Annotated in this window: 22 protein-coding genes; 15 read left to right on the top strand and 7 right to left on the bottom strand. The window is 58.2% G+C overall.

Annotated elements, in window-relative coordinates:
* Nucleotides 1-239: 239 nt before the first annotated feature.
* Genes MJA45_RS27555 through MJA45_RS27545 form a run of 3 tightly spaced genes read right to left on the bottom strand, consistent with a single transcriptional unit; the run spans nucleotide 240 to nucleotide 2,952 of the window.
* A complete protein-coding gene (locus tag MJA45_RS27555; RefSeq protein ID WP_315605086.1) occupies nucleotides 240-1,193 on the bottom strand; it encodes a DMT family transporter in 954 nt (317 codons plus the stop codon).
* Nucleotides 1,190-1,729 carry a DICT sensory domain-containing protein gene (locus MJA45_RS27550; RefSeq protein ID WP_315605085.1) on the bottom strand — a complete coding sequence of 180 codons (540 nt, stop codon included), beginning with the start codon at nucleotides 1,727-1,729 and terminating at the stop codon, nucleotides 1,190-1,192. Before MJA45_RS27550 ends, MJA45_RS27555 begins: the two co-directional genes overlap by 4 nt.
* Before the next feature lie 14 nt (nucleotides 1,730-1,743).
* The gene (locus MJA45_RS27545) at nucleotides 1,744-2,952 is read right to left on the bottom strand and encodes a methyl-accepting chemotaxis protein (RefSeq protein WP_315605084.1); all 1,209 of its coding nucleotides are present in this window, start codon (nucleotides 2,950-2,952) and stop codon (nucleotides 1,744-1,746) included.
* A gap of 280 nt (nucleotides 2,953-3,232) precedes the next feature.
* On the opposite strand from MJA45_RS27545, the gene MJA45_RS27540 reads away from it, so the two are divergent.
* The 6 genes from MJA45_RS27540 (at nucleotide 3,233) to MJA45_RS27515 (ending at nucleotide 8,372) form a co-directional block, all read left to right on the top strand.
* The gene (locus tag MJA45_RS27540; protein WP_315605083.1) at nucleotides 3,233-3,904 is read left to right on the top strand and encodes a response regulator transcription factor; all 672 of its coding nucleotides are present in this window, start codon (nucleotides 3,233-3,235) and stop codon (nucleotides 3,902-3,904) included.
* Nucleotides 3,901-5,337 (top strand): HAMP domain-containing sensor histidine kinase, encoded by a 1,437-nt coding sequence (locus tag MJA45_RS27535; RefSeq protein ID WP_315605082.1) that lies wholly within the window; start codon nucleotides 3,901-3,903, stop codon nucleotides 5,335-5,337. The genes MJA45_RS27540 and MJA45_RS27535 overlap by 4 nt, the downstream gene beginning before the upstream one ends.
* Nucleotides 5,338-5,417: 80 nt before the next feature.
* Nucleotides 5,418-6,332, top strand: coding sequence for an ABC transporter ATP-binding protein (locus tag MJA45_RS27530; protein ID WP_315605081.1), 915 nt, complete (start codon nucleotides 5,418-5,420; stop codon nucleotides 6,330-6,332).
* Nucleotides 6,329-7,045 (top strand): ABC transporter permease, encoded by a 717-nt coding sequence (locus tag MJA45_RS27525; protein WP_315605080.1) that lies wholly within the window; start codon nucleotides 6,329-6,331, stop codon nucleotides 7,043-7,045. The genes MJA45_RS27530 and MJA45_RS27525 overlap by 4 nt, the downstream gene beginning before the upstream one ends.
* Nucleotide 7,046: 1 nt before the next feature.
* A complete protein-coding gene (locus MJA45_RS27520; protein ID WP_315605079.1) occupies nucleotides 7,047-7,781 on the top strand; it encodes an ABC transporter permease in 735 nt (244 codons plus the stop codon).
* A 159-nt stretch (nucleotides 7,782-7,940) separates the two neighbouring features.
* Nucleotides 7,941-8,372, top strand: coding sequence for a universal stress protein (locus MJA45_RS27515; RefSeq protein ID WP_315605078.1), 432 nt, complete (start codon nucleotides 7,941-7,943; stop codon nucleotides 8,370-8,372).
* Nucleotides 8,373-8,451: 79 nt separating this feature from the next.
* On the opposite strand, the gene MJA45_RS27510 is transcribed toward MJA45_RS27515, so the two are convergent.
* From MJA45_RS27510 to MJA45_RS27500, 3 genes are all read right to left on the bottom strand, one after another.
* On the bottom strand, nucleotides 8,452-10,173 hold the full coding sequence (locus MJA45_RS27510; RefSeq protein WP_315605077.1) for a SulP family inorganic anion transporter: 1,722 nt from the start codon (nucleotides 10,171-10,173) through the stop codon (nucleotides 8,452-8,454).
* 124 nt (nucleotides 10,174-10,297) lie between these two features.
* A complete protein-coding gene (locus tag MJA45_RS27505) occupies nucleotides 10,298-10,630 on the bottom strand; it encodes an ArsR/SmtB family transcription factor (protein WP_315605076.1) in 333 nt (110 codons plus the stop codon).
* A 202-nt stretch (nucleotides 10,631-10,832) separates the two neighbouring features.
* On the bottom strand, nucleotides 10,833-12,065 hold the full coding sequence (locus tag MJA45_RS27500; protein ID WP_315608119.1) for an aminopeptidase: 1,233 nt from the start codon (nucleotides 12,063-12,065) through the stop codon (nucleotides 10,833-10,835).
* Nucleotides 12,066-12,465: 400 nt separating this feature from the next.
* Between MJA45_RS27500 and MJA45_RS27495 the strand changes: the two genes are divergently transcribed.
* Entirely contained in the window at nucleotides 12,466-13,824 is a 1,359-nt protein-coding gene (locus MJA45_RS27495; RefSeq protein WP_315605075.1) for a sensor histidine kinase, read from the top strand.
* The gene (locus MJA45_RS27490; protein ID WP_315605074.1) at nucleotides 13,817-14,491 is read left to right on the top strand and encodes a response regulator transcription factor; all 675 of its coding nucleotides are present in this window, start codon (nucleotides 13,817-13,819) and stop codon (nucleotides 14,489-14,491) included. Before MJA45_RS27495 ends, MJA45_RS27490 begins: the two co-directional genes overlap by 8 nt.
* Nucleotides 14,492-14,630: 139 nt before the next feature.
* Here the strand turns inward: MJA45_RS27490 and MJA45_RS27485 are convergent, their stop codons facing one another.
* Nucleotides 14,631-16,082 carry a SulP family inorganic anion transporter gene (locus MJA45_RS27485; RefSeq protein ID WP_315608118.1) on the bottom strand — a complete coding sequence of 484 codons (1,452 nt, stop codon included), beginning with the start codon at nucleotides 16,080-16,082 and terminating at the stop codon, nucleotides 14,631-14,633.
* Between the two features lie 357 nt (nucleotides 16,083-16,439).
* Here MJA45_RS27485 and MJA45_RS27480 point away from each other — a divergent pair, with 357 nt between their 5' ends.
* The 7 genes from MJA45_RS27480 to MJA45_RS27450 all read left to right on the top strand — a co-directional run bounded on the left by MJA45_RS27480 (nucleotide 16,440) and on the right by MJA45_RS27450 (nucleotide 22,437).
* Complete coding sequence (locus MJA45_RS27480; protein WP_315605073.1) at nucleotides 16,440-16,970, top strand: GNAT family N-acetyltransferase; 531 nt, start codon at nucleotides 16,440-16,442, stop codon at nucleotides 16,968-16,970.
* Nucleotides 16,967-17,560, top strand: coding sequence for a YdeI/OmpD-associated family protein (locus MJA45_RS27475; RefSeq protein ID WP_315605072.1), 594 nt, complete (start codon nucleotides 16,967-16,969; stop codon nucleotides 17,558-17,560). The genes MJA45_RS27480 and MJA45_RS27475 overlap by 4 nt, the downstream gene beginning before the upstream one ends.
* Before the next feature lie 85 nt (nucleotides 17,561-17,645).
* A complete protein-coding gene (locus tag MJA45_RS27470; RefSeq protein ID WP_315605071.1) occupies nucleotides 17,646-18,830 on the top strand; it encodes a cytochrome P450 in 1,185 nt (394 codons plus the stop codon).
* A gap of 136 nt (nucleotides 18,831-18,966) precedes the next feature.
* Nucleotides 18,967-19,584 carry a TetR/AcrR family transcriptional regulator gene (locus MJA45_RS27465; RefSeq protein ID WP_315605070.1) on the top strand — a complete coding sequence of 206 codons (618 nt, stop codon included), beginning with the start codon at nucleotides 18,967-18,969 and terminating at the stop codon, nucleotides 19,582-19,584.
* Nucleotides 19,581-20,042, top strand: a complete 462-nt coding sequence (locus MJA45_RS27460; RefSeq protein WP_315605069.1) for a DUF2269 family protein — start codon at nucleotides 19,581-19,583, stop codon at nucleotides 20,040-20,042. The genes MJA45_RS27465 and MJA45_RS27460 overlap by 4 nt, the downstream gene beginning before the upstream one ends.
* Nucleotides 20,043-20,134: 92 nt before the next feature.
* Nucleotides 20,135-20,671, top strand: a complete 537-nt coding sequence (locus tag MJA45_RS27455) for an RNA polymerase sigma factor (protein ID WP_315605068.1) — start codon at nucleotides 20,135-20,137, stop codon at nucleotides 20,669-20,671.
* A complete protein-coding gene (locus tag MJA45_RS27450; protein WP_315605067.1) occupies nucleotides 20,668-22,437 on the top strand; it encodes a hypothetical protein in 1,770 nt (589 codons plus the stop codon). The genes MJA45_RS27455 and MJA45_RS27450 overlap by 4 nt, the downstream gene beginning before the upstream one ends.
* The last annotated feature ends 22 nt before the right edge of the window (nucleotides 22,438-22,459 follow it).

Below are 22,459 nucleotides of genomic sequence, written 5' to 3'. Positions count from 1 at the left end.
GACCGATGACCGGCAGCCTGGATGGTGCCTATCTGCTCACGGTATCTTCCATCTCGGCTTATGTGCTAGGTTTGCTTATGGGCCAGATTAGACCGAAAAAGAACGAATAACCGGAAGGCCGCCAACGCGTAGGTACGCGAAGGCGGCCTTCCAAGTATTGGGGTGATACTGAGAGAGGAAGAGCTGCCGTAGCGCGAGCCAAGGGTAACCTGGCGCGGAGCTGGCACCCGCGCTGCCCGCTAAGCCGCGGCCGTCGAGCCGGCAGCCACCGGAGCGGTGCTCCGGTCCACGCGCTTCCGCCCGAGCGGCAGAGCGGCCACCACCGCGCACACCAGGCCGGCCCCGAGCCCCTGGGTCCAGGTGAGGCCCTGGCCGAGGAACGCGGCGTTCAGCAGGAGCGCCGAAGCGGGGAAGCACAGCTCGGCGAGGGTCGCGTACGAGGCGGGGGAGTCGCGCAGCCCGCGGTAGTACAGCAGCATGCCGAGGGCTCCGGGCACAAGGGCCAGCAGTGCCAGCGCGAGCCAGAGCGGCAAGGCTGCGGGGAGCGCCGGCACGGCGGAGCCGGACTGCGCGGCGAGCAGCACGGCCAGGAACGGCACCGCGAGCACGAAGCGGGCCGCGGCCAGGTCGGCGAAGCTCAGCCGGCCGAGCAGCCGGCGGCCGAACGCCGTGCCGCCGCCCCACAGGAGCGCCGCTCCGAGGGCCAGCAGCGAGCCGCGCCACTCCTCCGGGGAGGCCGCTCCGAAGGGAGCCTTTCCGCCGAAGGAGAGGAGGTAAGCTCCCACTAGCGCCGTCCCGAGGTAGAGGGGGAAGAAGCGCGGCAGCCGCTCCTCAAGCAGGAGGCGGGCGGTGACCACGGCGAACAGCGGCTGGAGCTTCTGCAGGAGGAGCACCACGCTCGGGTTGCCGTGGCGGAAGGCCTCCGTGAAGAGCCACGTGGCGAGCCCCGAGCTGCCCCACGAAACGAGGAGAAGCAGCGCCCACTCGCGTCCGGTCAAGGTCAGTAGGGCGGTCCGCCCTTGCGCCCGGAGCAGGAAGAGTCCGGCGGGAAGGAGCAGGATTACGTGCTCTAGCAGCACTATCTCCGCGGAGGTCAAGGTGCCAAGCAGCGGGGTGCGCAGGAGGGCGTCCGTTCCCCACAGAGCAGCGCCCATGGCTACATAGAGAAGCCCGAAGGAAGGCCGGCTGTTCATGCGGGGACACAGCCTTCCAGCAGCGCGGCGGCCTGGTCGACGAGCTTTGGCTGGATGGACTTGATGCCTCGGAAGTTCCGCCCTTCCTCCACCTCATGGGTGCCGAAGCCGTCCAGGTCGTAGGCGGTCATCATCATTTTCATGGTAGGGGCGTGAATGACCAGAAACCATTCGCGGATCAGCGGATGCCCTTCCGGCAGCGCTATGTATTCGATGTTGGGGTGGGCCGGCATGTCCTTGTCGTTCTCCCCGAAGATATAGACCTTCTCGGCCGATTCAGCCATGGCCATGAACCGCTCCAGCACCGGCTCCACGCACCGTGAAAGCTTCTGGAAGCCGGCGTAAATGAGCGCCTTGGGCTTCTTCGTGATCACCATATTCTCCATGATGAGGCACATGTACTCGAGCTGCGGCACCTTCGTTTCGTACTTCAGCGACGGGCTGTCGAGCTCGGCGCGGCTCAGCATGCCGGTTACCCGCTGGGCCTCCCCCTCCACCTGTCCAAAAAGATCCCGGTACAACGAAACGTTCTTCATTCTTTCTTCCTCCTCTAAGTTAGGTTCATTTGATAAGCCCGAGTCCACTTCATTTGGGACAGGTCCCGGTTGGCCTGAGCGAATTCCGTGTGAAATTGCCCGGTCAGCTGGCGGATCACCTCGAGAGAGGCGGTCATTTCCATCAGGGAAATCAGCTGGATTTGGGAGGCATCGGCCGAGCCTTCCACCGCTTCGGCGGCCTCCCGGGCCTGCTCGTTCAGCTCGCCCAAACGGGTGCCGAGCAGCCGGTAAAGGCGCTCGAGCTCGCCGGCTTCCCGTTCGACGCTTTCCTCGGCCGCGACCACCTCCCGGGCGGCCTCGCCCAGGTGGGCGAGGAGGCTCCGGATCTCCCCGGTCCGCTCGGCCTGCTCGTCGATGCCCTGAAGCTGCCTGCCGAGCACCCCGGAGGTCCGGTCCGCCTGCTGCAGCATGTCCTGCACGGTGCGGCTCATGCCGGCGGAGAGGCCCTTGGCCTGCTCCGCTAGCTTGCGGACCTCACCCGCCACCACCTGGAAGCCCGCTCCCGCCTGGCCCGCATGGGCCGCTTCTATCGCGGCGTTAAGCGCGAGCAGTTGGGTCTGGTCGGAAATGTCCTTCATTTCCCGGAGCATGCGGCCCATTCCCTGCAGAACTTCTTGGAATCCGCTGTACTTCTCCTGGGTGTCGCGGGAGGCCTTCTGAATGTCCATCATTCCTTCGAGCATAAGGTCGATCTGCAGCCGGCCTTCCTCCAGGCGGGAGGTCCATTGCTCCGATCTCACGCGCGTTTCCTGAACCGAAGCCCGGGTGAGCTGGAAGTGATCCAGCACCTGCAGGGAGTCGCTCCACGATTCCCCGGCCCGTTGCCGGTGCTCCTCCAGGCTGCCGGTTACGGTTAAGGACAGCTGGGCGATCTGCTCCGCCCGTTCCTCCACGTCGGCGGCATTGGCGGTCATGGAGGCGGCGGCCGTTTCGATGTGCCGGATCAGGGCCGCCAGACGGGGATACAGGTCAGCCGGCCGGCCTTCCGCCGGCTCATCCGCAGTTTTTTCCAACGCTGGAGCATGGGGCGACTGCCTAGTTCTCTCTCCAGCTTTTGTATAACCTTTGTCCAGCAGAACCAGCAGCCCGGCGGCAACGGCCAGGTAAACCAACAGGGAGCCAAGCTTGCCGGTGAGAGGAATCACCGTTAGTCCGGCCGCAATAAGCAGCAGCGGATAACGGCGGGTCTGAAACCAATCCAATCGGTACCCCTCCTTTCCATATACAAACATTGTACAATCATAGTACAGCCTTTAGAACCATTTGGCAAGCATTTCCTTCGAAAATATAGTTCTTTAGGTCCGTATTCAACGTCTTGTTAGATGGAGGGGATGGATAATTATAGGTGAAAACCCTAAATGTCCAAGGCAAAGCACTTTTCGACCGGATGAAAGGGGAAGGGGCTTTTAAACCAAATTTAACTTTTCATTCTCCTTCGGTTTGTCTATTCTGAAGGGATACGGCAGCGAAAGGAGATCGCTTATGAAGCGGATTTTATATATTGAAGATGACTCGGATATCGGGACCTGGGTGAAGGAGGACTTGGAAAAGCGGGGGTATGCGGTCGACTGGCTGCTTTCCGGGGAAGGGGCGGCCGAACGGGTGAAGGATTCGGATGCGGTGGTGCTCGATGTGATGCTGCCTGGGCTGGATGGTTTCTCTGTCGGCCGCCGGCTCAAAAGGGAAATGCCCGGGGTGCCGGTGCTTATGCTCTCGGCGCGCTCGGCGGTCGAGGACAAGGTGGAAGGGCTTCAGTTTGCCGACGACTATTTGACGAAGCCCTTTCACCCGGATGAGCTGGCCGCCCGGCTCGAGGTGCTGCTCCGCCGGTTCGACAAGGGAGAGGACGGGGAACTCCGGCTCGGCCACCTGCTTGTCCACCTGGGCCGTCCCTCGGTGATCGATACGCGTACCCAGGAGGAAATCGGGCTGACGGCGAAGCAGCTGCAAATTCTGCAGTGCTTTCTTCGGCATCCGAACCAGATTCTGACCAAGGAACAGCTGTATGAGTCCGTATGGGGGGAGCCCTATATGGAAGGGGACAAAACGGTCAACGTCCACATCCGCTACCTTCGGGAAAAGCTGGAGATCGATCCCGGGGCTCCCGCCATTATTGAAACGGTCCGTGGACTCGGGTACCGGGTGAGGGTATGATACGGCTCCGAAATTCCCTCCTCGCCAAATATTTGCTTATCGTTCTATGCGCCCTCGTGCTGATTCCTTTAATGTTTCCGCTTATTTCCATTCTTCTCTATGTCCCCTTTCTGTCCTCGGAGGGGGAAACAGGCTTGTACCAGGACGGCACGAAGCTGAAGAACATGTGGCATGCGGAAGCGCAGAAGCTAAAGGGAGCGGATGCCGAAGCCGTGGATGCGGCCCTCCGCCGCCTACAGGCCCGCTACGACAAAGCCTTCATGTTCTGGGTGGACGGTGCGGGCAGGACCCGCCTTCAGCTGCCGGAGAAGACGTCGCTTCCGGAGGTCTGGACGTCCGCCTATACGGTAAAATTCATGAAGGAAAGCTACGACGGCGATCCTTTTACGGTCGTGGCTTTTATCGGCGGGGAGGAAGGGGCCGGGGAGGCGGAAGGGACAGCCGGCGCCTCTTCTACAGGCGGGAAGGAGGAGAGATCCGCTGCCGTCCAGGCGGCCTCTTCTGGCTTCATGGTGCTCGAGGTGCCCCGCTCCGAGATGAAACCGGAAGGCCAGAAGGTGAGGGACAACTACAGCATGGTCTTCGTCGGAGGGACCCTGCTCATTCTCTCGCTCTTCCTGTTCGTCTCCCTGCTTTTCTTTTACCGGATCCGGCGCCGGCTGGTGCGGCTTCAGGCCGCCATGACCACGCCGTCGGGTAACGGAATCCCGCAGCCGACTACCGTTGAGAACGGGGACGAGATCGGCAAGCTCGAAAGTGCCTTCAACGACATGGTCGGCAAGCTCGAGACCAGCCGCCTGCGCGAAGCCGAGGAAGAGGCCCTGCGCCGCGACTTGATCGCGAAGCTGTCCCATGACCTGCGGACTCCGCTTACGACGATACGCGGGCTGGCCTTCCGGCTGAAGGAAGAGCCGCTCAGCCCGAAGGGGGCGGAAGCGGTCGGCCTGATTGAGCGTAAAATCGGGTACCTGGCCCAGCTCATCGAGAACCTGTTCTCGTATTCGCTGCTCTCCGCGGGCAAGTACCCGTACCGGCCGAAGCCGGTCGAGATCGTCCGCATGACCCGGACGCTGCTTGCCCACTGGTACCCGGTATTCGAGAAGGAGGGCTTCGTTCTTGAGCCTGATTTTCCTGAAACCCCGGTCTACTGGGAGATCGATCCCGAATGGCTCGAGCGGGTGCTCGACAATTATTTTCAGAATGTGCTCCGCCATGCCAAAACCGGCCGGTACCTCGGGGTGAAAGTGTATGCAGAGCAAGGCGGACGAATGGAGATTGCTGACCGCGGGCCCGGCATGAACGGCGATTCGGCGGATAAGGGAGCGGGCATCGGGTTGTCCATCGCTTCCCTCATGCTAAAGGAAATGAACCTGCGGAGCCGGATCGAAAGCGGACCGGAGGGAACGGTCATTGTGATTGGCCCCCGCCGGTGAGTTTTTTAAACGGAATTTAACCCCGGGTGGTCTGGCGGTTTAACCTTCGTGCCTTATTGTTAAGCATGAGGTGATCAGCCATGAACGAATGGATTCTGGAGACGAACCGTCTCTCCAAAAAACTGGGAGGGCGCATGGTCGTCAGCGATGTCAATGTACAAATAGCGAAAGGGGATATATACGGCTTTCTCGGACCGAACGGAGCGGGCAAAACCACCACGATCCGCATGCTGCTCGGCCTGGCCAAGCCGTCAATGGGGAGCATCCGCCTCTTCGGGAGGGACATGAGGCGCGAACGGCTCGCGGTGCTGCGCAAGATCGGGTCGCTGGTCGAGTACCCGTCGTACTACGGCCACCTGAGCGGGTACGAGAACCTGGAGGCGGTCCGGCTCCTTCTCGACGTGCCCAAGAGCCGCATCGAGGAGGTGCTCGCCATCGTCCGCCTGACGAAGGACGCGAAGCGCCCGGTGAAGGGCTACTCGCTCGGCATGAAGCAGCGGCTCGGCATCGCCACCGCGCTGCTCGGCCAGCCGGAGCTGCTCGTCCTCGACGAGCCGACGAACGGGCTCGACCCGGCCGGGATACTCGAGATCCGCGAGCTGATCAAAAGCCTGCCGAAGGAGCAGGGGGTCACGGTGATGATCTCCTCTCATCTGCTGTCGGAGATCGACCAGATGGCGAACCGGGTCGGAATCATCACGAAAGGGCAGATGATCTTCCAGGACTCCATCACCGCCCTCCGCCGGCAGGCGAAGAACCGCATCCGGCTCGGCGTCAGCCGGCCGGAGGAAGCGTGGAAGCTGCTGCTTGCGAGCGGCCACGCCGCTGAATGGGAGCAGGGCCGGCTGTCGGTGGAGCCGGAGAATGACGGCAAGGTGGCGGCGATGGTGTCGACGCTGGTCCGCCATGACTTTGAGGTGTACCGCGTGGAGGAGGAGACGGCGTCGCTCGAAAGCATCTTCCTCGACATCACCGGAGGGGAGGGGAGCCTGTGATCCTTCGCCTTCTTTCCGTCGAACTGCTTAAGATCCGCCGCAAAATGATCTGGTTCCTGATCGTTCTCGGCCCTCTCGGGGTGATCGGCCTTCAGGCCGTCAACTTCGGGGTCCGCTACGATTACCTGGTGGGCAAGGTGTATGCGGACGACCTGTGGGGCGGCCTGATTAACAACGTGTCCAACCTGATGGTTCCGACGCTGTTTATCGGCATCGCCATTATCGCCTCCATGGCTGCGGGAATCGAGCACCAGACGAACGCGTGGAAGCAGACGCTGGCGCTGCCCGTCACCCGCGGCCAGGTGTTCACCGCGAAGTTCCTGCTCTCGGCCGTCCTGCTTCTGGTCTCGTCCGTGTTAACGGCGCTTGGGACCGTGCTGCTGGGCCGGATCCTGGGCTTTGTCAGCCCGGTGCCGTATGGAGACATCGCGATAGCGGCCTTCTATCCGTATCTCGCGGTTATGCCGTTCCTGGCGCTTCAGACCTGGCTGTCGGTCATCATGGCGAACCAGGCTCTGCCGCTGACCGCTGGGATCCTCGGCATGATCTTCTCGATGTTCTCGTACCGCTTTGAGGATTGGATTCCCTGGAAGTGGCCGCTTCTAATCAACGCAGCCGGAGAGCCGCTCTATTCCGTTGCGGCCGGGCTCGCGCTCGGCGCCATTGTCTGGCTGCTCGGATGCTTCCACTTTACCCGAAAGGACGTGAGGTAGCATGATCCGGCTGATTCGCTCCGAATGGCTCAAAATCCGCCGCTCCGTGCTCTGGCTGCTTCTGGTCATCAGCCCTGTGCTGGCCGGCTTCATCGGCTACGCCGAAACAAGAGGGCTGGACCGGACCCGGGACTTTCCCTGGATAGAGGCGCTCGTGATCATGACCACGCTGCATGCGATGCTGTTCCTGCCGCTGCTGACCGGCGTCTATTCCGCTCTACTCTGCCGGTATGAGCATGCCGGAGGCGGGTGGAAGCAGCTCTTGACGCTGCCCGTGACCCGCACCCAGGTCTACCTCGTGAAGTTTGTCTTTGTCATGGGGCTTCTTGCCGCAACCCAGGTTCTTTTTCTCGTCGTGCTGCTTCTTGTGGGATGGATCCAAGGAGGAGGCGGGACAATCCCGTGGGAGGAGCTGCTATTATCCATCGGCCTGGGCTGGCTCGCCTGCCTTCCGCTTGCCGCTCTTCAGCTGGCGGTCTCCACGGCGTGGTCAAGCTTTGCGGCGCCGTTAGCGGTTAACGTGATCTTTACGATCCCGAACCTGCTCGTGGCTAACTCCAAGGACTATGCCCCTTTCTACCCGTGGGCCCAGCCCCTGCTCGCCATGATGCCGCGGAGCGGCTTCGATTTCGGAGCCTTTACCCTGTCGTCCGCTACCTTGTTCACGGTCATCGGGGTAAGCTTCGCCGTGTTCTTCGCCGGAGGCTGGGCGTATTTCTCCCGCAAGGCGGTCTGACGGAGAAGGCTGGGCAAGGACTGCCACCTGATGGTTAGATCGGGCATGGCCTTCATCCGCGGTAGCAGCCGCTCCCGCAAAGTGTGATTTTTCTCCTATTCCTTCGCTCCTGCAGGGTTTACAATGAAAGTAAATCCTATAGGAAGCAGGTGCAGGTCTATGTTTTACGAGAGGATTTTGGTTGCTTTTGACGGCTCGGAGTTATCCGAGAAGGCGCTTGGGAAAGCCGTGCAAATGGCTGAATCCAACAAGAGCATTGCTTTAGATGTCGTTATGGTGCTTAATAATAATCCGGCTATTCCTGGGGTTTATCCCATGACTACACCAAATTTCTATGATTCCGATTTACAATACGGGGAAGAAACCATAAAGAGATTGAAAAAAGAGCTGTCCGGCTTGGAAAACCCTCATACGGTTTCGCTGTTGGAGGGAAAACCGGAGAGTAAAATTCTTGAATTCGCGAAGGGAAGGGGAACAGATCTCATTATCATGGGCAGCCGGGGGCTCAACGGATTGAAAGAGCTGTTTCTCGGCAGTGTCAGCCATTATGTCGTACAGCATTCCAAGGTTCCGGTTTTAATCGTAAAGTAGAGGGGCGGACAGGCTGACGAGTAAAAAAGAGACTGCCGGCGCAGCCTCTTTTTTACTATCAACACGTCCATCCTGCCCGCTAATGGTTTGCCGGGAGCGAAGGAACCGGCTTTGTGTCCAGCGGCTTCGGTGAGCAAGAAGATAGCGCTGTACATTCCCGATAAGCCAAGTGTTTACAAGCCCGGCATTTCGGCTGATCCAATCTTTCCAGTGCCGCGCTAATGGCCTCGCCGGTATGCTCGAAAAATTGACTTTCCCCAATCCGTTCGCTTAATCCGGTTTTCTTAAGATATTCTCTGGGCTGGGGCTGAATATCCGAGATCAGAACCGTTCCACCCGATTTGTTAAAATGGTTTACGATACTGGCGAGGTTGGATTCCCCTGTAGAATCCATGAAAGGCATCTTGCCCATACGGAGCAGCAAAATCCGCGGGTGCAGAGGAATCGTGTCCATGATGGACTTTTCGAACCGATGGGCCGTGCCAAAGAACAAAGGTCCCTCAATGGTATAAATATGGATCTGGGGACAATCATGGCCGTGGCTATCGGGAAGGACTTTGGTTACAACAAGATTATCGCTCATCCGCTTAACAAAGAGAATGACCGCCAACCCTAACCCCGCTTCAACGGCTGTCGTCAAATTCGTAAACACCGTCAGCAGGAATGTGATGACCAAGACTAGGGAATCACTGGTTCGCGTTTTCAATACGTGGGCGAAGTCTCTCCTTTCACTCATATTCCAGGCCACAACCATCAGGATCGGCGCCATACTCGCTAAAGGAATAAGAGAAGCCCAAGGAGCGAGCAATAGCAGCACAAGCAGCACCACTAGGCCATGCACCATGCCGGAAACAGGGGAGACGGCGCCGTTCTTAATATTGGTTGCCGTCCGGGCGATGGCGCCGGTCGCGGGAATTCCTCCGAATAAGGGTGTTATCAGATTAGCGATTCCTTGTCCGATGAGCTCACGGTTGCTGTTATGTCTTGTGCCTGTCATGCCGTCTGCCACAACAGCAGACAGCAGCGATTCGATTCCCCCGAGCATGGCGATAACCAAAGCAGCGGGAAGAAGCTCCAGTATGTTATCTATCGTAATCGTGGGCAGGGTCAAGGACGGAAGCGAGCTGGGGATCGCCCCAAAAGTCGAACCGATCGTCGCCACCTTTCCGCCGAAAAACAGGGAAGCCATGAGGCTTGAAACAAGGAGTCCTATCAACGATGCGGGTATTTTGGGTAGAAACCTCGGCAGAATAAGAATAACGGCAAGGCTGAGCAGGGCAGTAAGGATACTGTAAAGGTTGACCGCGTAAAGATGCATGCCGATTTCTTTCATGTTGTCCCAGAAGGACTCATGGCTTTGTAGACCGCGAAGTCCCAGAAAGTTGGAGATTTGGCCTGAGAAAATGATGACCGCGATGCCTGATGTAAAACCGATGGTAACAGGACGGGGAATGTATTGAATCAGTACCCCCAGCTTGAAAACCCCCATCAAAACAAGGATAAGCCCCGCCAGCATACCGGCGATAAGCAGTTTTTCGTATCCGAATTGAATCACGATCCCTAACAAAACGGGGATGAAGGCGCCTGTCGGACCGCCGATCTGGAATCGGGAGCCGCCCAGCAGGGAAATGAGAAATCCGGCGATAATAGTCGAGTAGATCCCATATTGGGGCTTTACTCCCGAGGCAATGGCGAAAGCCATAGCGAGCGGTATCGCAACAACGCCGACCACCAGTCCAGCCGTTAGATCATGACGTAAAGTTTGGACATGGACTCGCTGAAATCTTCCCGTCCCCTTCATAGCAACCCTTCTTTTCATATATTTGATTATTTGAATATATAGAAAAATGATAATCCTATGCATAAAAAAAATCAATGTCTCTTTGGAAACATTAATTTTCTTATCCTGCCTTATAGAGATGAATTCACAAATCTTTGGCTCGTATGTTCTCCAGTAGAGATATCGTACCAGCCAGGTGATTATCAAAAATCTGCTTGGCTACGCTCAGCAAGTCTTTGACCAAGGGATCACGAAGGCTGTATACCACTGTGGTGCCGTCTTTACTGCCAACCACTACGTTCTTATTCCGGAGGATGGCAAGCTGCTGGGAAACCGCCGAACCCTCGCTGCCAATAAGGGATTGGATTTCATTGACCGACTTATCGCCTTCCGACAATAGTTCAAGTATGCGGATCCGAAGGGGATGTGCCAATGCTTTGAAAAATTCCGCTTTAAATTGTTGAAGCTCCAAATTCATCTTCCTGTTCTCCTTCAGTTCTTCAAATATTTAAATATATCATAACAAAAAAGAATGCAGATTCAATGGATGGAAAAAAGCGAAAAGAAAACCGGAGGCGATTCGTGAAGAATCAGCGTCCGGTTTTTTGTTTGAAATCCAATGTTTACGATAACTTGGATAGATGGCCGTTTATTGGGATCCCATACCCGCTGCTTATGCTCTACAGCGCCCAGTTCCCCTGGCGGAACACCGGCACGGTCTTCCCGTCGCGGGTAATTCCGTCAATGTCGAGCTCGGCCGAGCCGATCATGAAGTCGATGTGAATCAGGCTGTTGTTCAGGCCGAGCTCCGCCAGCTCACCGGGATTCAGCGTCGTGCCGTTCTCGATGCAGAAGGGCAGGGCGGCTCCCAGGGCCAGGTGACAGGAGGCGTTCTCGTCGTACAGCGTGTTGTAGAAGAGAATGCCGCTCTCGGAGATCGGGGACTTCACCGGCACCAGCGCCACCTCTCCGAGGAAGGAGGCCCCTTCGTCGGTCTGCAGCACCTTGCGGAGCACTTCTTCCCCCCGGGCCGCTTTCACGTCGGTTACCCGGCCGTTCTCGAACGTCAGGGTGAAGTCTTCGATCAGGTTGCCGGCGTAATTCAGCGGCTTCGTGCTGCGGACCGTTCCCTGCGTGCCCTGCTTGAGAGGGACGGTGAAGACCTCCTCGGTCGGCAGATTCGGAACGAAAAACACCCCTTTCTCGTTCTTCATGCCGCCGCCCGACCAGAGATGGGTCTCGGGGAGCTCGATCGTCAGGTTCGTGCCGGGCCCCCGGTACACCAGCTTCTGCAGCTGCCGGTCGTTCAGCACCTTCCTCTTCTCTTCCAGCTTGCGGATATGATCCTGCCAAGCCTGAACCGGATCCTCGGCCCCCAGCCGGGTAGCGTGAAAGATTGCTTCCCACAGCTTGGCTACGCTCTCTTCATCGGTAACACCTGGGAATACTTTGTGAGACCAAGCCTTTCCTGGAACGGAAATGATAGCCCAGCTGACCCGTCCCGTCCGCGTATAAGCGCTGAACTCCTTCATGGCGGAGGCGGCGGTTTTGCCCGCGGTCGCAATTCTCTCCGGGTCGATGCCCTGCAGCAGGTCCGGATTGGTGGCCGAAACGTAGAGGAAGGCCGCCCCCTTCTTTGCCATTTCCGTGAAGCCTTGGGCACGCCAATGGGTATACTCGGCCAGCGTTTCTTGCGGCGCGCCTTCATATTTGATGCGGGTAAGCTCGTCGTCGATCCATTCCACGTGCACTTCGCGGGCACCGGCTTCATACGCTTGACGCGCGGCGGCCCGGACGAAATCGGCGGACTCCACCGGAGCGTTGATGACGAGATACTGCCCGGGCTGAAGGTTCACCCCGACCCGAAGCGCCAGCTCGGCGTATTGATTCAGCCGCTGTTGAAAAGCATCCATCTGCATTTGCCACCTTCTCCTCTCTTTATGACGGATCTGACGGCCGGAGAGCCGGGCCCCGTACGGGAGCCCCAATCGTTCTCAGGGAAGTGTCCCTGCAGCACCCGACCCGCCAGCTGTTCCGGGAACGCGCCCAACCAAGCGGGCACCCGATTCCTCTTCCTATCCCTTTAAGTTTATCATGCCTCCGCCCGGTTCCCCAAACGATCATCCACCCGTCTCAAGCGGAGCCAACCATCGACGGACATCTCCAGTAGAAGCTGTAAGATTTTGGGCATAAAGCCTGAACAAAAAATACCCGGCTCTATGGTATAATGTCCCTGCTGAGAAACGATTCGGAATTTGGCCGAACCACCCGTCATGGCAGGCCACGAAAAGGGAAAGAGGGGACTTCTCGACCATGCTGTTCGTGTTCCTCGGCCTGTGGGCCATTGGGGGAATTTTGCTGCTGTCCGACGGGCGGAGCCCGGCGACGCGGTGGCTGAGCGGAGTGGCTTTTTGCGGGGGCTGCGGGGCGCTGGCCGCTCTCATGGGCGACTACGTGATGCCTTACGCGGTGAGCCGGAACGCCGGCGAGGCGGGGCTACGGCTGCTGACCATTGTGCAGAACAGCCTGTCCGTCACCCAGTATTATGGGCTGCCCTACTGCTTCGTGCTGTTCGCCGTCCACTACCGGACCCCGGCTCTGCTGCGCGGGCGCGAACAGGCGCTGGCCGTCCTTCTTCTTCTGCCGATTGGGGCGACCCTGCTGTCCGTCACGCCGGTCTATCCGATCCCTTACCGGATCGCTCTTTTGTGGGTGCTGCCGTACCTGGCGTTCGGAACGTATCTCGTCCTGACGAGAAGGGAACAGAGCCTTTCGCTGCGGCGGAATCATTTCTATACGACGCTGGCGGTGCTGCCGGCCGTTCTTCTGTGCTCCGTCATGAATTATATTCTCCCGAGCCTCGGGTACGCGGAAATGTGGAGGTACAACACCTGGTTCATCCTCATAGCCGTTATCTTGTTCCTGATCGCGATTCTGAACTTCGGCTTCCTGGGGATCCGGGTGCTCATCGAGACGCGGAAGCTGGATTATACGATCCGCGCGATTACTTCGGGAACGGCGATCCTGAACCATTCGATCAAGAACGACGTCGGCAAAATGAAGCTCTTCGGCGACAAAATCCGCGCCTACGCGGAGGAAACCGGCCAGGAGGAGCTGGCGGAGGACATCCGGGTGATCCTCGATTCCTCCCGCCATATCCAGGAAATGATCAACCGCGTGCAGGACCAGACCCAGGATCTGCTCCTTCGCAAAGGCCTGCACCAGCCGGCGGAGCTGCTGGACCTGCTGCTCGAGCAGCTTGCTCCAAGGCTGAACGGCGTAACGGTCATCCGCCGCTACGAGGAAGACGCCGAGATCGAGTGCGACCGGGAGCAGGTGCTCGAAGCGCTGAACAACCTGCTGACCAACGCGCTCGAGGCCATGCCCCTCGGAGGAGAGCTGGAGATCCGGCTGCAGGGAGACAAGAAGCAGGTGCGCATCGAGGTGAAGGATACGGGAACGGGCATCTCGAAAGCGAATATGAAGCGCGTGATGGAGCCGTTTTTTACGACGAAGGGCAGTCATCGCCATAATTTCGGTCTCGGTCTCGCCTACTGCTACCAGGTGATGCGCAAGCACGGGGGGCGCTTCGACATTGCGAGCGAGCCGGGGCAGGGAACAAGAGTAACCATGGGATTTCCGCGGAAGGCGGAGGGGAGAAAGCATGGATAACATACGCGTATTGATCGTAGAGGATGACCGGGACTGGCGAAGGGGATTAGCAGCCTACCTGGCCAAAGAGCCGGATATTGAGGTAAAGGGGCAGGCGGAAACGCCGGAGGAAGCGCTGAAGGCTATCCGCGAGGAGGACTTCGACGTCGTGCTCATGGACATTATGCTCGCCAGCCAGGCGGAGGGCATCTGGCTGACCGCCGAGGTGTGCCAATCGTGCACGGCCCGGGTGCTGATGCTGACCTCCATGCAGGACAAGGAGCTTATCTTCGACGCCTTCCGGGCGGGAGCAGCGGATTATCTCGTGAAATCCGATTTCGAGAAGATTCCTGACGCCGTGAGGGCGGCTTATGCGAAGGAATCACCCATCAGCGCAAGCGTGGCCGAGCAGATGAGGGAGGAGTTCCGCCGGCTGAAGCAGGTCGAGCAGGAGTACAAGACCAAGGAGCTGCGCTCGCAGATCACCCCGGCGGAGCTGACGGTGCTCGAGATGATCGACAGCGGCCACACACAGACGGAGATTGCCGACCGGCTCGTCGTCTCGATCCGCACGATCAAGGTTCACGTCGGCAACATTCTGAAGAAGCTCGGGGGCGGAAGCAGCAAGGAGGCCGCCCGCAAGGCGCGGGAGATGGGGCTGTTTCAAGGCGAGCAGGAGCGGAAGTAAGTTGGCTGCGGAGGTTTTATTCATATCTGTAGATCAAATCAAAAAGGGATAGAACCCAGAGCCTCTCTGGATTCTATCCCTTTTGCTGCGGTAACGCGAACGGCAGCGGGCCGACGCGGAGCTATGCCGCTTTTACAGCTTAATGTCCCGAAGGAACGGCCAGTCCAACTCGATCCACGAGCCGCTGGCTCTCCTCGTTAAGCCCGACAATCGTTACCTTCTTGCCAAGATGCTCGTACTTCGCCATCACCTTGGCGATCGCCGTGATGGCGGAGTGGTCCCATACATGAGATGCGCTGAAGTCGATCCGGATGGAATCGGGGTCTTCCTTGTAAGGGAATAGGTCGGCAAAATGCAGCATCGTTCCAAAGAAGAGCTGTCCCGTGATCCGGTAGACCTTTGTTCCCGTAGGGTCAACGGAGGATTGGGCATGGATCCGGGCGGACCGCCATCCGAAGATAAGGGCGCTGAGGGCCACTCCGGACAGAACGCCGATGGCCAGATTATGAGTGGCCACCACAATCACCACGGTGAGGACCATGACGAGCGCATCGCTGCGGGGGATCCGGTTCAGCGTCCGGATGGAGCCCCAATCGAAGGTGCTGGCGGATACCATGATCATGACGCCGACGAGTGCGGCCATGGGTATCTGCCTCACGACATCCCCAAGCGCGAGGATCAGGATGAGCAGGAACGTTCCGGCGACGAACGTGGACAGCCGGGAACGGCCTCCCGATTTCACGTTGATGACGGTCTGGCCGATCATGGCGCACCCCGCCATTCCGCCGAAGAACCCGGATACGATGTTCGCCAGTCCCTGGCCCCTCACTTCTTTGTTCTTGTCACTCTTGGTCTCCGTCATTTCATCGACGATCGTGGCGGTCATAAGCGACTCGGTTATCCCGACGATCGCCAGAGCAATCGAGAACGGAAGAAGATTCAGCAGCGTCTGAAAGGACAAGCCGATATCGGGAATGTGGAGGAAGGGAAGGGCCTGGGTGATGGTCCCCATATCACCGACGGTCCGCAAATCAAGGTGAAAGGTGACGGCAACAATGGTCATCACAATAATGGCCACGAGAGCGGAAGGAACGGCTTTGGTCAGCAGCGGAAGTCCGTAGACCACCAGGAGCGTGCCCGCCACCATGGCGTACATCACCCATCCGGCTCCCTCGAAATTCGGAAGCTGGGCCATGAAAATAATGATGGCCAGAGCGTTGACGAAGCCGGTGACGACCGAGTGGGGGATGAAGCTGATGAACCGGCCGAACTTGAGAACCCCCATCAGGTACTGGATGATTCCGGTCAGAATGGAGGCGGCGAATAGATATTCCAAGCCGTAGCTGGCGATAATGGGTCCCATCAAGGAAGCCATGGCGCCGGTGGCGGCGGAGATCATCCCCATGCGGCCGCCGACGAAGGAGATAGTGACCGCAATACAGAAGGAAGCGTACAAGCCGACCATCGGATCTACTCCGGCCAGAATGGAGAAGGCGATGGCTTCCGGAATAAGGGCGAAGGCCACCGTCATCCCGGCAAGCACGTCCTTGCGGATGTTGAAGAACCAGTGGTTTTTCATTTTTGAGTACAGCAAAAAAAGGTTCACTCCTTATATCGCTCCGACAAGGTCAACCTGACCGTCAGCGCAAATCGAAAATAGCTCTCCCTTGGAGAGCGGGTCCGTTTCCAGTCAATCCGTTCACTGCAAGGCTTTCCTCTTCCAGGTCAGCCGGGCCCGTTTAATCACTAGTCCCCATTATACAAGGACTGTCGGCCGGTGACGAGGACCTCCCCTGGCGATGAAAGCGCAGCCAACCTTGTTTTTCTTCCGTTTTCTTTTGTTTTTTGATTATCTTGGACCTGACAGTCCCGAATCTGCCGGCTGCTGAAATTTATGATATTGTAGGGGAAGGAAAGCAAGTGAAATTTGGTAAAGGCAGGCGCAGGTATGAAGCTTATGATTACCCATGTGACTACGGCTGAGGAAATCGCAGAAGTTGCCCGATTAGCGGCAGACATATGGCTGGAATACTACGTATCCATTCTTACGACTGAGCAGATCGAGTATATGATAGGCAAGTATCAATCGGTTTCCGCGATTACCGAGCAGATCCTCCATCAAGGCTACGAATATTATTTAATCCAGCACGATGGCTCCTCCACGGTCGGATATATGGCGGTCAAACAAGAAGAGGGGAAGCTCTTCCTCAGCAAATTTTATATAGGCAAGGAGCACCGGGGGCGCGGCTATGGCAGCCAAGCGCTGGCCTTCCTGGAGCAGCTGGGCAAAGACCGAAACTTAAGCGCTATTTGGCTTACGGTCAATCGGCATAACGAATCCAGCATTGCGGTATATGAGAGGAAAGGTTTTACGATCGTACGGGAACAAATCGCGGATATCGGGAACGGACACGTTATGGATGATTATGTTATGGAAAAGAAACTGCCGGTTTCAACCGAAAAGGGGGGCCCTCAATGACAAAAGGGGAAAGGAATCCAAAGATTGATCCCTTTTTTAGAAAGGCTAAAAAGTGGAAGGAAGAATTTGAGCTGTTAAGAGAGATCGTGCTCGACTGCGGCTTGACCGAGGATTTTAAGTGGATGCATCCTTGTTATACGCATCAGGATAAAAACATCGTATTGATCCATGGCTTTAAAGATTACTGTGCGCTTTTGTTTCACAAAGGGGCCTTGTTAAAGGATCCCCATGGCATTCTCGTCCAGCAAACGGAAAATGTACAGGCAGCGCGCCAAATCCGGTTCACCAGTGTTTCCAAAATAGAGGAAATGCAGCTTATTCTCGGAGCCTATATCGATGAAGCCGTGGAAGTGGAAAAAGCCGGCCTGCAGGTAACCTATAAAAAGAACACCGAGTACGACATTCCGGAAGAGCTGCAAAATAAATTCGTGGAAATCCCCGACTTGAAAACAGCTTTTGAAGCCTTGACGCCGGGACGGCAAAGGGCGTACCTGCTTCATTTTTCTAAGGCCAAGCAATCCAAAACCCGGGAAGCAAGGATTGAAAAATATTTGCCGTACATTCTCGATGGCAAGGGAATGGATGATTAGAAATCCGCCCTTTTGAAAAGGGAAAAGGAAAGCGCTAAACTAAGCCTAAAGGGGGGATCACCATCTGGAACAAGGAGCTGATCCCATGCAAAAGTACGCCAATCTGCTCGCCATGCCGGAGCTGGATTCGGTGGAGAAGCGGCTGAATCCGTTCGGGGTTCTGTCGAAGCTGGCGCAAGAAACGCCCATCCGTTACGATTCCTCCCGGGGATGCTGGGATGTTTTCCGGTATGAGGACGTCCAGCGGATTCTGAAGGACCCGCAAGCCTTCTCTTCCGTACGGAGTGGCGCGGGAGGAGAGAACCTGCTGTTCATGGACCCGCCGAAGCATACCCAGATGCGCGAGCTGGTGAACAAGGCGTTCACGCCGAGGGCCGTCCAAGCGCTTGCCCTGCGGATTCAGGCCATCGCGGATGAGCTGCTGGACGCGGGAAGCGGAGAGGAGCTGGACGTGGTGGCCGGCTACGCCACCCCTCTGCCCGTGATCGTTATCGCCGAGCTCTTGGGAGCGCCGGCCGAGGACCGCGCGGACTTCAAGCGGTGGTCCGATGCTCTGGTCGAGAGCGCGGAGGACTTGACCGACGAAGCGTTCGAGCGGATCAACCGCAAGCGGGCGGCCGTTCTCGAGGAGCTGATGCATTACTTCCGGGCCCTGCTGGAGCTTCGTGCCCGTCAGCCTAAGGACGACCTGATTTCAGCGCTGCTCGCCGCACGGGTGGAAGGCGAGAGGCTGACCGAACGGGAGCTGATCAGCTTCTGTATCCTGCTCCTGGCCGCCGGGAATGAAACGACGACCAACCTGATCACGAACGCCGTCCGGGTTCTGACGGAGCAGCCCCGGCTGCAGGAGGAGCTCACCGCATCCCCGGAGGGGGTGGCGGGCTTCATCGAGGAGGTGCTGCGCTACTATCCTCCGATCGTTTCGGTCGGACGCGTGGCGGCCCGGGATGTTCCGCTGGGAGACCATACGATCCGGGCAGGCCAGCAGGTCATCTCCTGGATCGGGACGGCCAACCGGGACGAGGCTAAATTCACCGAGCCGGACCGGTTCGACCTCCATCGCAAGCCTAACGTACATATGTCCTTCGGCTTCGGCATTCACTTCTGTCTGGGCGCTCCGCTTGCCCGCCTGGAAGGGAAGATCGCCGTGCAGACGTTGCTCGAACGGTACCGGGAGCTGAGGCTCCTGCCGGATCAAGCCATCGTGCCGATTCCCAGCACCTTCGTCTACGGGGTCAAAAATTATCCGGTCGCCGGCCGTCGGCGGTAATGAATACTTTTTGGGGCTTTCGCGGCTTTTTCCCAGCCTGCGGAAGCTTTTTTTGTACCTCCATTTACAAACCGACGGTCTGTATTTATAATGGTTTATATAAGAAATACAAAACCTTCCAAAGGAGGAGCGGCATATGAAGCAGGAAGAGCGCCGGCAGCAGACGACAAGGGCTTTGCTGGAGGCTGCCCGGGAGCTCATCGTCGAGAAAGGCTGCCACGCGGTAACCATGAACGACATCATGGAGCGGTCGGGCTTGTCAAAGGGGGCGATTTTTCATTATGTAAAGAGCAAGGACGAAATTTTCGCCTGGGTGCTTCAGCAGCAGCTAGAAGCCACCAACGATCGTTTTCAGCAAGAGGTACAGTCGGGGAATCACACGTTTGAAGGGCCGATGCAGCGGATTGCCGAAGGCCTGTCGGAGCTGGAGGAGCCGCAGAGTGTCACCAACAAGGCTCTGATGTATTTGCTCGGAAGAGAGGATCAGCCGCTTGTAGCGGAGGTGCTGGCGGCCTTCTATGAGCGCTCGTTAAGCTTGTCCAAGCATTGGATTGTAACGGGGCAGGAGCACGGGGTGATTCCCGTCTCTGTGGACGCGGAACGGACATCGGAGCTGTTCGTGCTGATGGCGCTGGGGGTAAGGGTGCGGTCGTCCCTGCCGGTTGGTCAGGGCGAGAGGCGTAAGGGAGATTTCGCCCGGTTCATCACGGATATGCTTCAGGCGGGCGCTAAAGAAGGGAGAGAAGGCCAATGAGCGGGTGGCTGGCGGTTCATTTGATCGGGGTGGTTCTTTTCGTGGGGAATATTATCACGGCGGCGTTCTGGAAGGTGCGGGCGGACCTCGGCCAAGACCCGGTGATTGTGCACGGTACCGCGAAGAATGTCATGCTTGCGGATTATGTGTTCACGCTTCCGGGTCTTGCGCTTCTGGTGGCCTCGGGGGTCACGATGGCGGTCCAAGGGGGATGGCCGATGTCAGGGCTCAGCTGGCTGAGTGTTTCGCTCATTCTGTTCGCCGTAACCGGCGTCATCTGGCTGGCTATTTTGATTCCCCTCCAGCGGAGGATGATCCGTTACAGCGCCGAGTCGGTCACGGCGGGAGCCTTAACGGACGCCTACCGGAGAGCTTCCCGTTATTGGGCCGTCTTCGGCATCGCCGCTACCCTGCTTCCGGTGGTTATTCTGTATTTGATGGTGGCCAAAAGCTTCTGAGGAAGGCTTAATAGACACCTTTCAAAAAAGTTTGTCCCGCCGGGAACTTTCGGTAAGGCAGTCGTGTCTGTTTAGGCAGGGGGGAATGGACCGTGAGCTATGAGTACTTGATCTATACCGCCAACATGGATTCCGGCACCCTCGATGGCCTGATGAAGGACTACGGCAAGGACATCTGGAACTATGCGTATTTTCTGACGGGAGACCGGCATGCCGCGGATGACCTTTCCCAAGAGGTGTTTCTGCGGGCTTACCGCAGCATCGGGAATTTTCGGGGGGAGGCGACGGTGAAGACCTGGCTGCTTCGCATTACCCGCAATCTGGCGCTGAATCACCGGAGGTCCGCTTTTATCCGGCGGGTAACGCTGCTGGACAGGATCCAGAGACAAGGCAGCGTCCGGTCGGCGGAGGAGGCATTCCTGGATGCGGAGGTGGCCGATGGAATTTGGCGTGCCGTGCTGAGGCTTCCGGTTCCTTTTCGCGAGGTTTTGTTATTGGACATGCAGCATGGGATGTCGATGGAGGAGATCGCCGGGATGCTGCACGTCTCGGTGGGCACCGTTAAGTCCAGGCTGCATCGGGCGCGGGCTAAGGTGACGAAGGCTTTGCAGGAGGAGGAGGGGCAATGAACGATAACCGACCGGAATGGTATGGCCGTGCGGCGAAGGACCCTTTTCGCAGCGGCGGGTTTACCCCGAAAATGGCTGATTCGGTGAGGCAGTCCATCCACCGGCCCCACTCGAGGCCGAAGGGGATATTTCGGATAGCGGGGGGAGCGGCTGCTGTTCTCGCCGGGATACTTCTGTTTGGGGTGTATGAGAAGGTAAATATCTCGCCGGTGGAGCCGGCCGAATGGTCCCCTTCCTCGCTGGAAGAGAGGGGGCCTTCGGGGGAAGAGGTCCCGGACACCCCGAAAACCGAAATCGAAACGCTGGCCCCTCCTTTTGCTGTTAATCGTATCCGGGGGATGATGAGACCCGGCCTGGGACCGGAGGAGATTAAGAGGCTGTTAGGGGGACAGTTCGTAACATTAACGGGCGGCGATTTAGGCAAAGAGTCCGCCTGGAGGTATGATTATGGGGTGAAGCCGGGTCACGAGCTGCCGGCGCAAGCGGGATTGACGGCCTGGGCCGATTCCAAAGGCCTGGAAGCGGGACAGGTGTACGGACAGCTGCTCATCCGCTGGCAGGAAGGGAAAGCCGCGGAATGGACGCTGGCGTATAAGGGCCTGGATGGCAAAACCCGCTATGAAGAGCTGAAGAACACCCAGTGGCGGTTATCTGTTCCAGCTGAGGAGGCAGGGGAGCTCCCGGATTCCCTCCAGCAAGACAAGGAAGCCCGTCTCCTCCTCAAGCAGTCGGGAAACAAGGGAATCTGGGCCGTGGGCAGCCGGTTATGGCAATCCGTAAACGGGGGGAAGGATTGGCTGGACCGCTCTCCTTCAGGCTTTACCTCTCAAGCGTTCCATTTTGCTTATGCCTTGGATGGCGAGCATGCCTGGCTGGTCGAGCGGCCGCAAGCGGCGTCAGCGGAAGAGGAGAAGGACGCGTTAAGCCGCTGGAGCCTCCTCCATACGTCGGACGGCGGGAGGTCCTGGGAGCGGCGGGCTTTCCCGGCTCCAGCCCAATGGCCGGATGCGGGGGTAAATACGGCGTCTGACTTCTATTTTATAGATGACCGGACGGGATACGCCCTGATCAGCTCGGATCCTGCCGGCGGGCCTGTCCACATGGTCCTGCTCGCCACGGAAGACGGCGGCCGGACTTGGACGACCCGAACGGCCATGGAAAGAGGCCAGGATCAAGGAAATCCCTCCTCCTTGGTCTTCCGCAATGCCAAGGAAGGTTGGATCAGCTTTCATAACGCTTCAGGAAGAGAGCCTGTTCTCTACCGGACGCAGGATGGGGGAGTCACTTGGAGGCCTGTAAAGTGGGAGTTGCCCCCGGAAGGGGACGATGTCCTCTACACGGCCGAAACAACCCCTCAATTCTTTGGCAAGGACGGACGGGAAGGAATCCTTTCCATCACCTACCGGAAGAAAGACAACTCGGTGACGGGCACCGTATGGTACCGCAGCTCGGATGGAGGGGAATCGTGGAGCCGGATTCCTTCCGACGCCCCGGTCGGCTACTCGGACGGGCCGGCCATAACCGGGCCGACCCTCCCGATCCTAGGCGATCCGGATCATCCATGGCTGCTGGACGGGGAGCAGGGCCGGCTTTACCGGTCTGTGGATGGGGGCAAGCGGTGGGAGAGGATCCAGGATTCGCCGGCCCTGCAGCTGGCTTCGGTGATCTTCTCCGATGCCCGGAACGGACTACTCGTCTCGGCGGGGCAGGTCATGCAAACCTCGGACGGAGGGCGGACGTGGAAGGCAGTCGCTCCTTCTAAATAAAGCATAGCTCATTAAGCCAGCT

This window comes from Paenibacillus aurantius (genome assembly GCF_032268605.1).
GTDB classification, from domain to species: domain Bacteria; phylum Bacillota; class Bacilli; order Paenibacillales; family NBRC-103111; genus Paenibacillus_AO; species Paenibacillus_AO aurantius.
Note: the sequence above shows the minus strand (reverse complement) of the source record. Positions and strands in the feature narration are given on the sequence as shown.

What these genes read in the sequence shown, in the direction of transcription:
- MJA45_RS27555 (WP_315605086.1), bottom strand. Translation starts at nt 1,193, where the DNA reads ATGAACAGCCGGCCTTCCTTCGGGCTTCTCTATGTAGCCATGGGCGCT.
- MJA45_RS27550 (WP_315605085.1), bottom strand. Translation starts at nt 1,729, where the DNA reads ATGAAGAACGTTTCGTTGTACCGGGATCTTTTTGGACAGGTGGAGGGG.
- MJA45_RS27540 (WP_315605083.1), top strand. Translation starts at nt 3,233, where the DNA reads ATGAAGCGGATTTTATATATTGAAGATGACTCGGATATCGGGACCTGG.
- MJA45_RS27535 (WP_315605082.1), top strand. Translation starts at nt 3,901, where the DNA reads ATGATACGGCTCCGAAATTCCCTCCTCGCCAAATATTTGCTTATCGTT.
- MJA45_RS27530 (WP_315605081.1), top strand. Translation starts at nt 5,418, where the DNA reads ATGAACGAATGGATTCTGGAGACGAACCGTCTCTCCAAAAAACTGGGA.
- MJA45_RS27520 (WP_315605079.1), top strand. Translation starts at nt 7,047, where the DNA reads ATGATCCGGCTGATTCGCTCCGAATGGCTCAAAATCCGCCGCTCCGTG.
- MJA45_RS27515 (WP_315605078.1), top strand. Translation starts at nt 7,941, where the DNA reads ATGTTTTACGAGAGGATTTTGGTTGCTTTTGACGGCTCGGAGTTATCC.
- MJA45_RS27510 (WP_315605077.1), bottom strand. Translation starts at nt 10,173, where the DNA reads ATGAAGGGGACGGGAAGATTTCAGCGAGTCCATGTCCAAACTTTACGT.
- MJA45_RS27505 (WP_315605076.1), bottom strand. Translation starts at nt 10,630, where the DNA reads ATGAATTTGGAGCTTCAACAATTTAAAGCGGAATTTTTCAAAGCATTG.
- MJA45_RS27500 (WP_315608119.1), bottom strand. Translation starts at nt 12,065, where the DNA reads ATGGATGCTTTTCAACAGCGGCTGAATCAATACGCCGAGCTGGCGCTT.
- MJA45_RS27495 (WP_315605075.1), top strand. Translation starts at nt 12,466, where the DNA reads ATGCTGTTCGTGTTCCTCGGCCTGTGGGCCATTGGGGGAATTTTGCTG.
- MJA45_RS27490 (WP_315605074.1), top strand. Translation starts at nt 13,817, where the DNA reads ATGGATAACATACGCGTATTGATCGTAGAGGATGACCGGGACTGGCGA.
- MJA45_RS27480 (WP_315605073.1), top strand. Translation starts at nt 16,440, where the DNA reads ATGAAGCTTATGATTACCCATGTGACTACGGCTGAGGAAATCGCAGAA.
- MJA45_RS27475 (WP_315605072.1), top strand. Translation starts at nt 16,967, where the DNA reads ATGACAAAAGGGGAAAGGAATCCAAAGATTGATCCCTTTTTTAGAAAG.
- MJA45_RS27470 (WP_315605071.1), top strand. Translation starts at nt 17,646, where the DNA reads ATGCAAAAGTACGCCAATCTGCTCGCCATGCCGGAGCTGGATTCGGTG.
- MJA45_RS27465 (WP_315605070.1), top strand. Translation starts at nt 18,967, where the DNA reads ATGAAGCAGGAAGAGCGCCGGCAGCAGACGACAAGGGCTTTGCTGGAG.
- MJA45_RS27460 (WP_315605069.1), top strand. Translation starts at nt 19,581, where the DNA reads ATGAGCGGGTGGCTGGCGGTTCATTTGATCGGGGTGGTTCTTTTCGTG.
- MJA45_RS27450 (WP_315605067.1), top strand. Translation starts at nt 20,668, where the DNA reads ATGAACGATAACCGACCGGAATGGTATGGCCGTGCGGCGAAGGACCCT.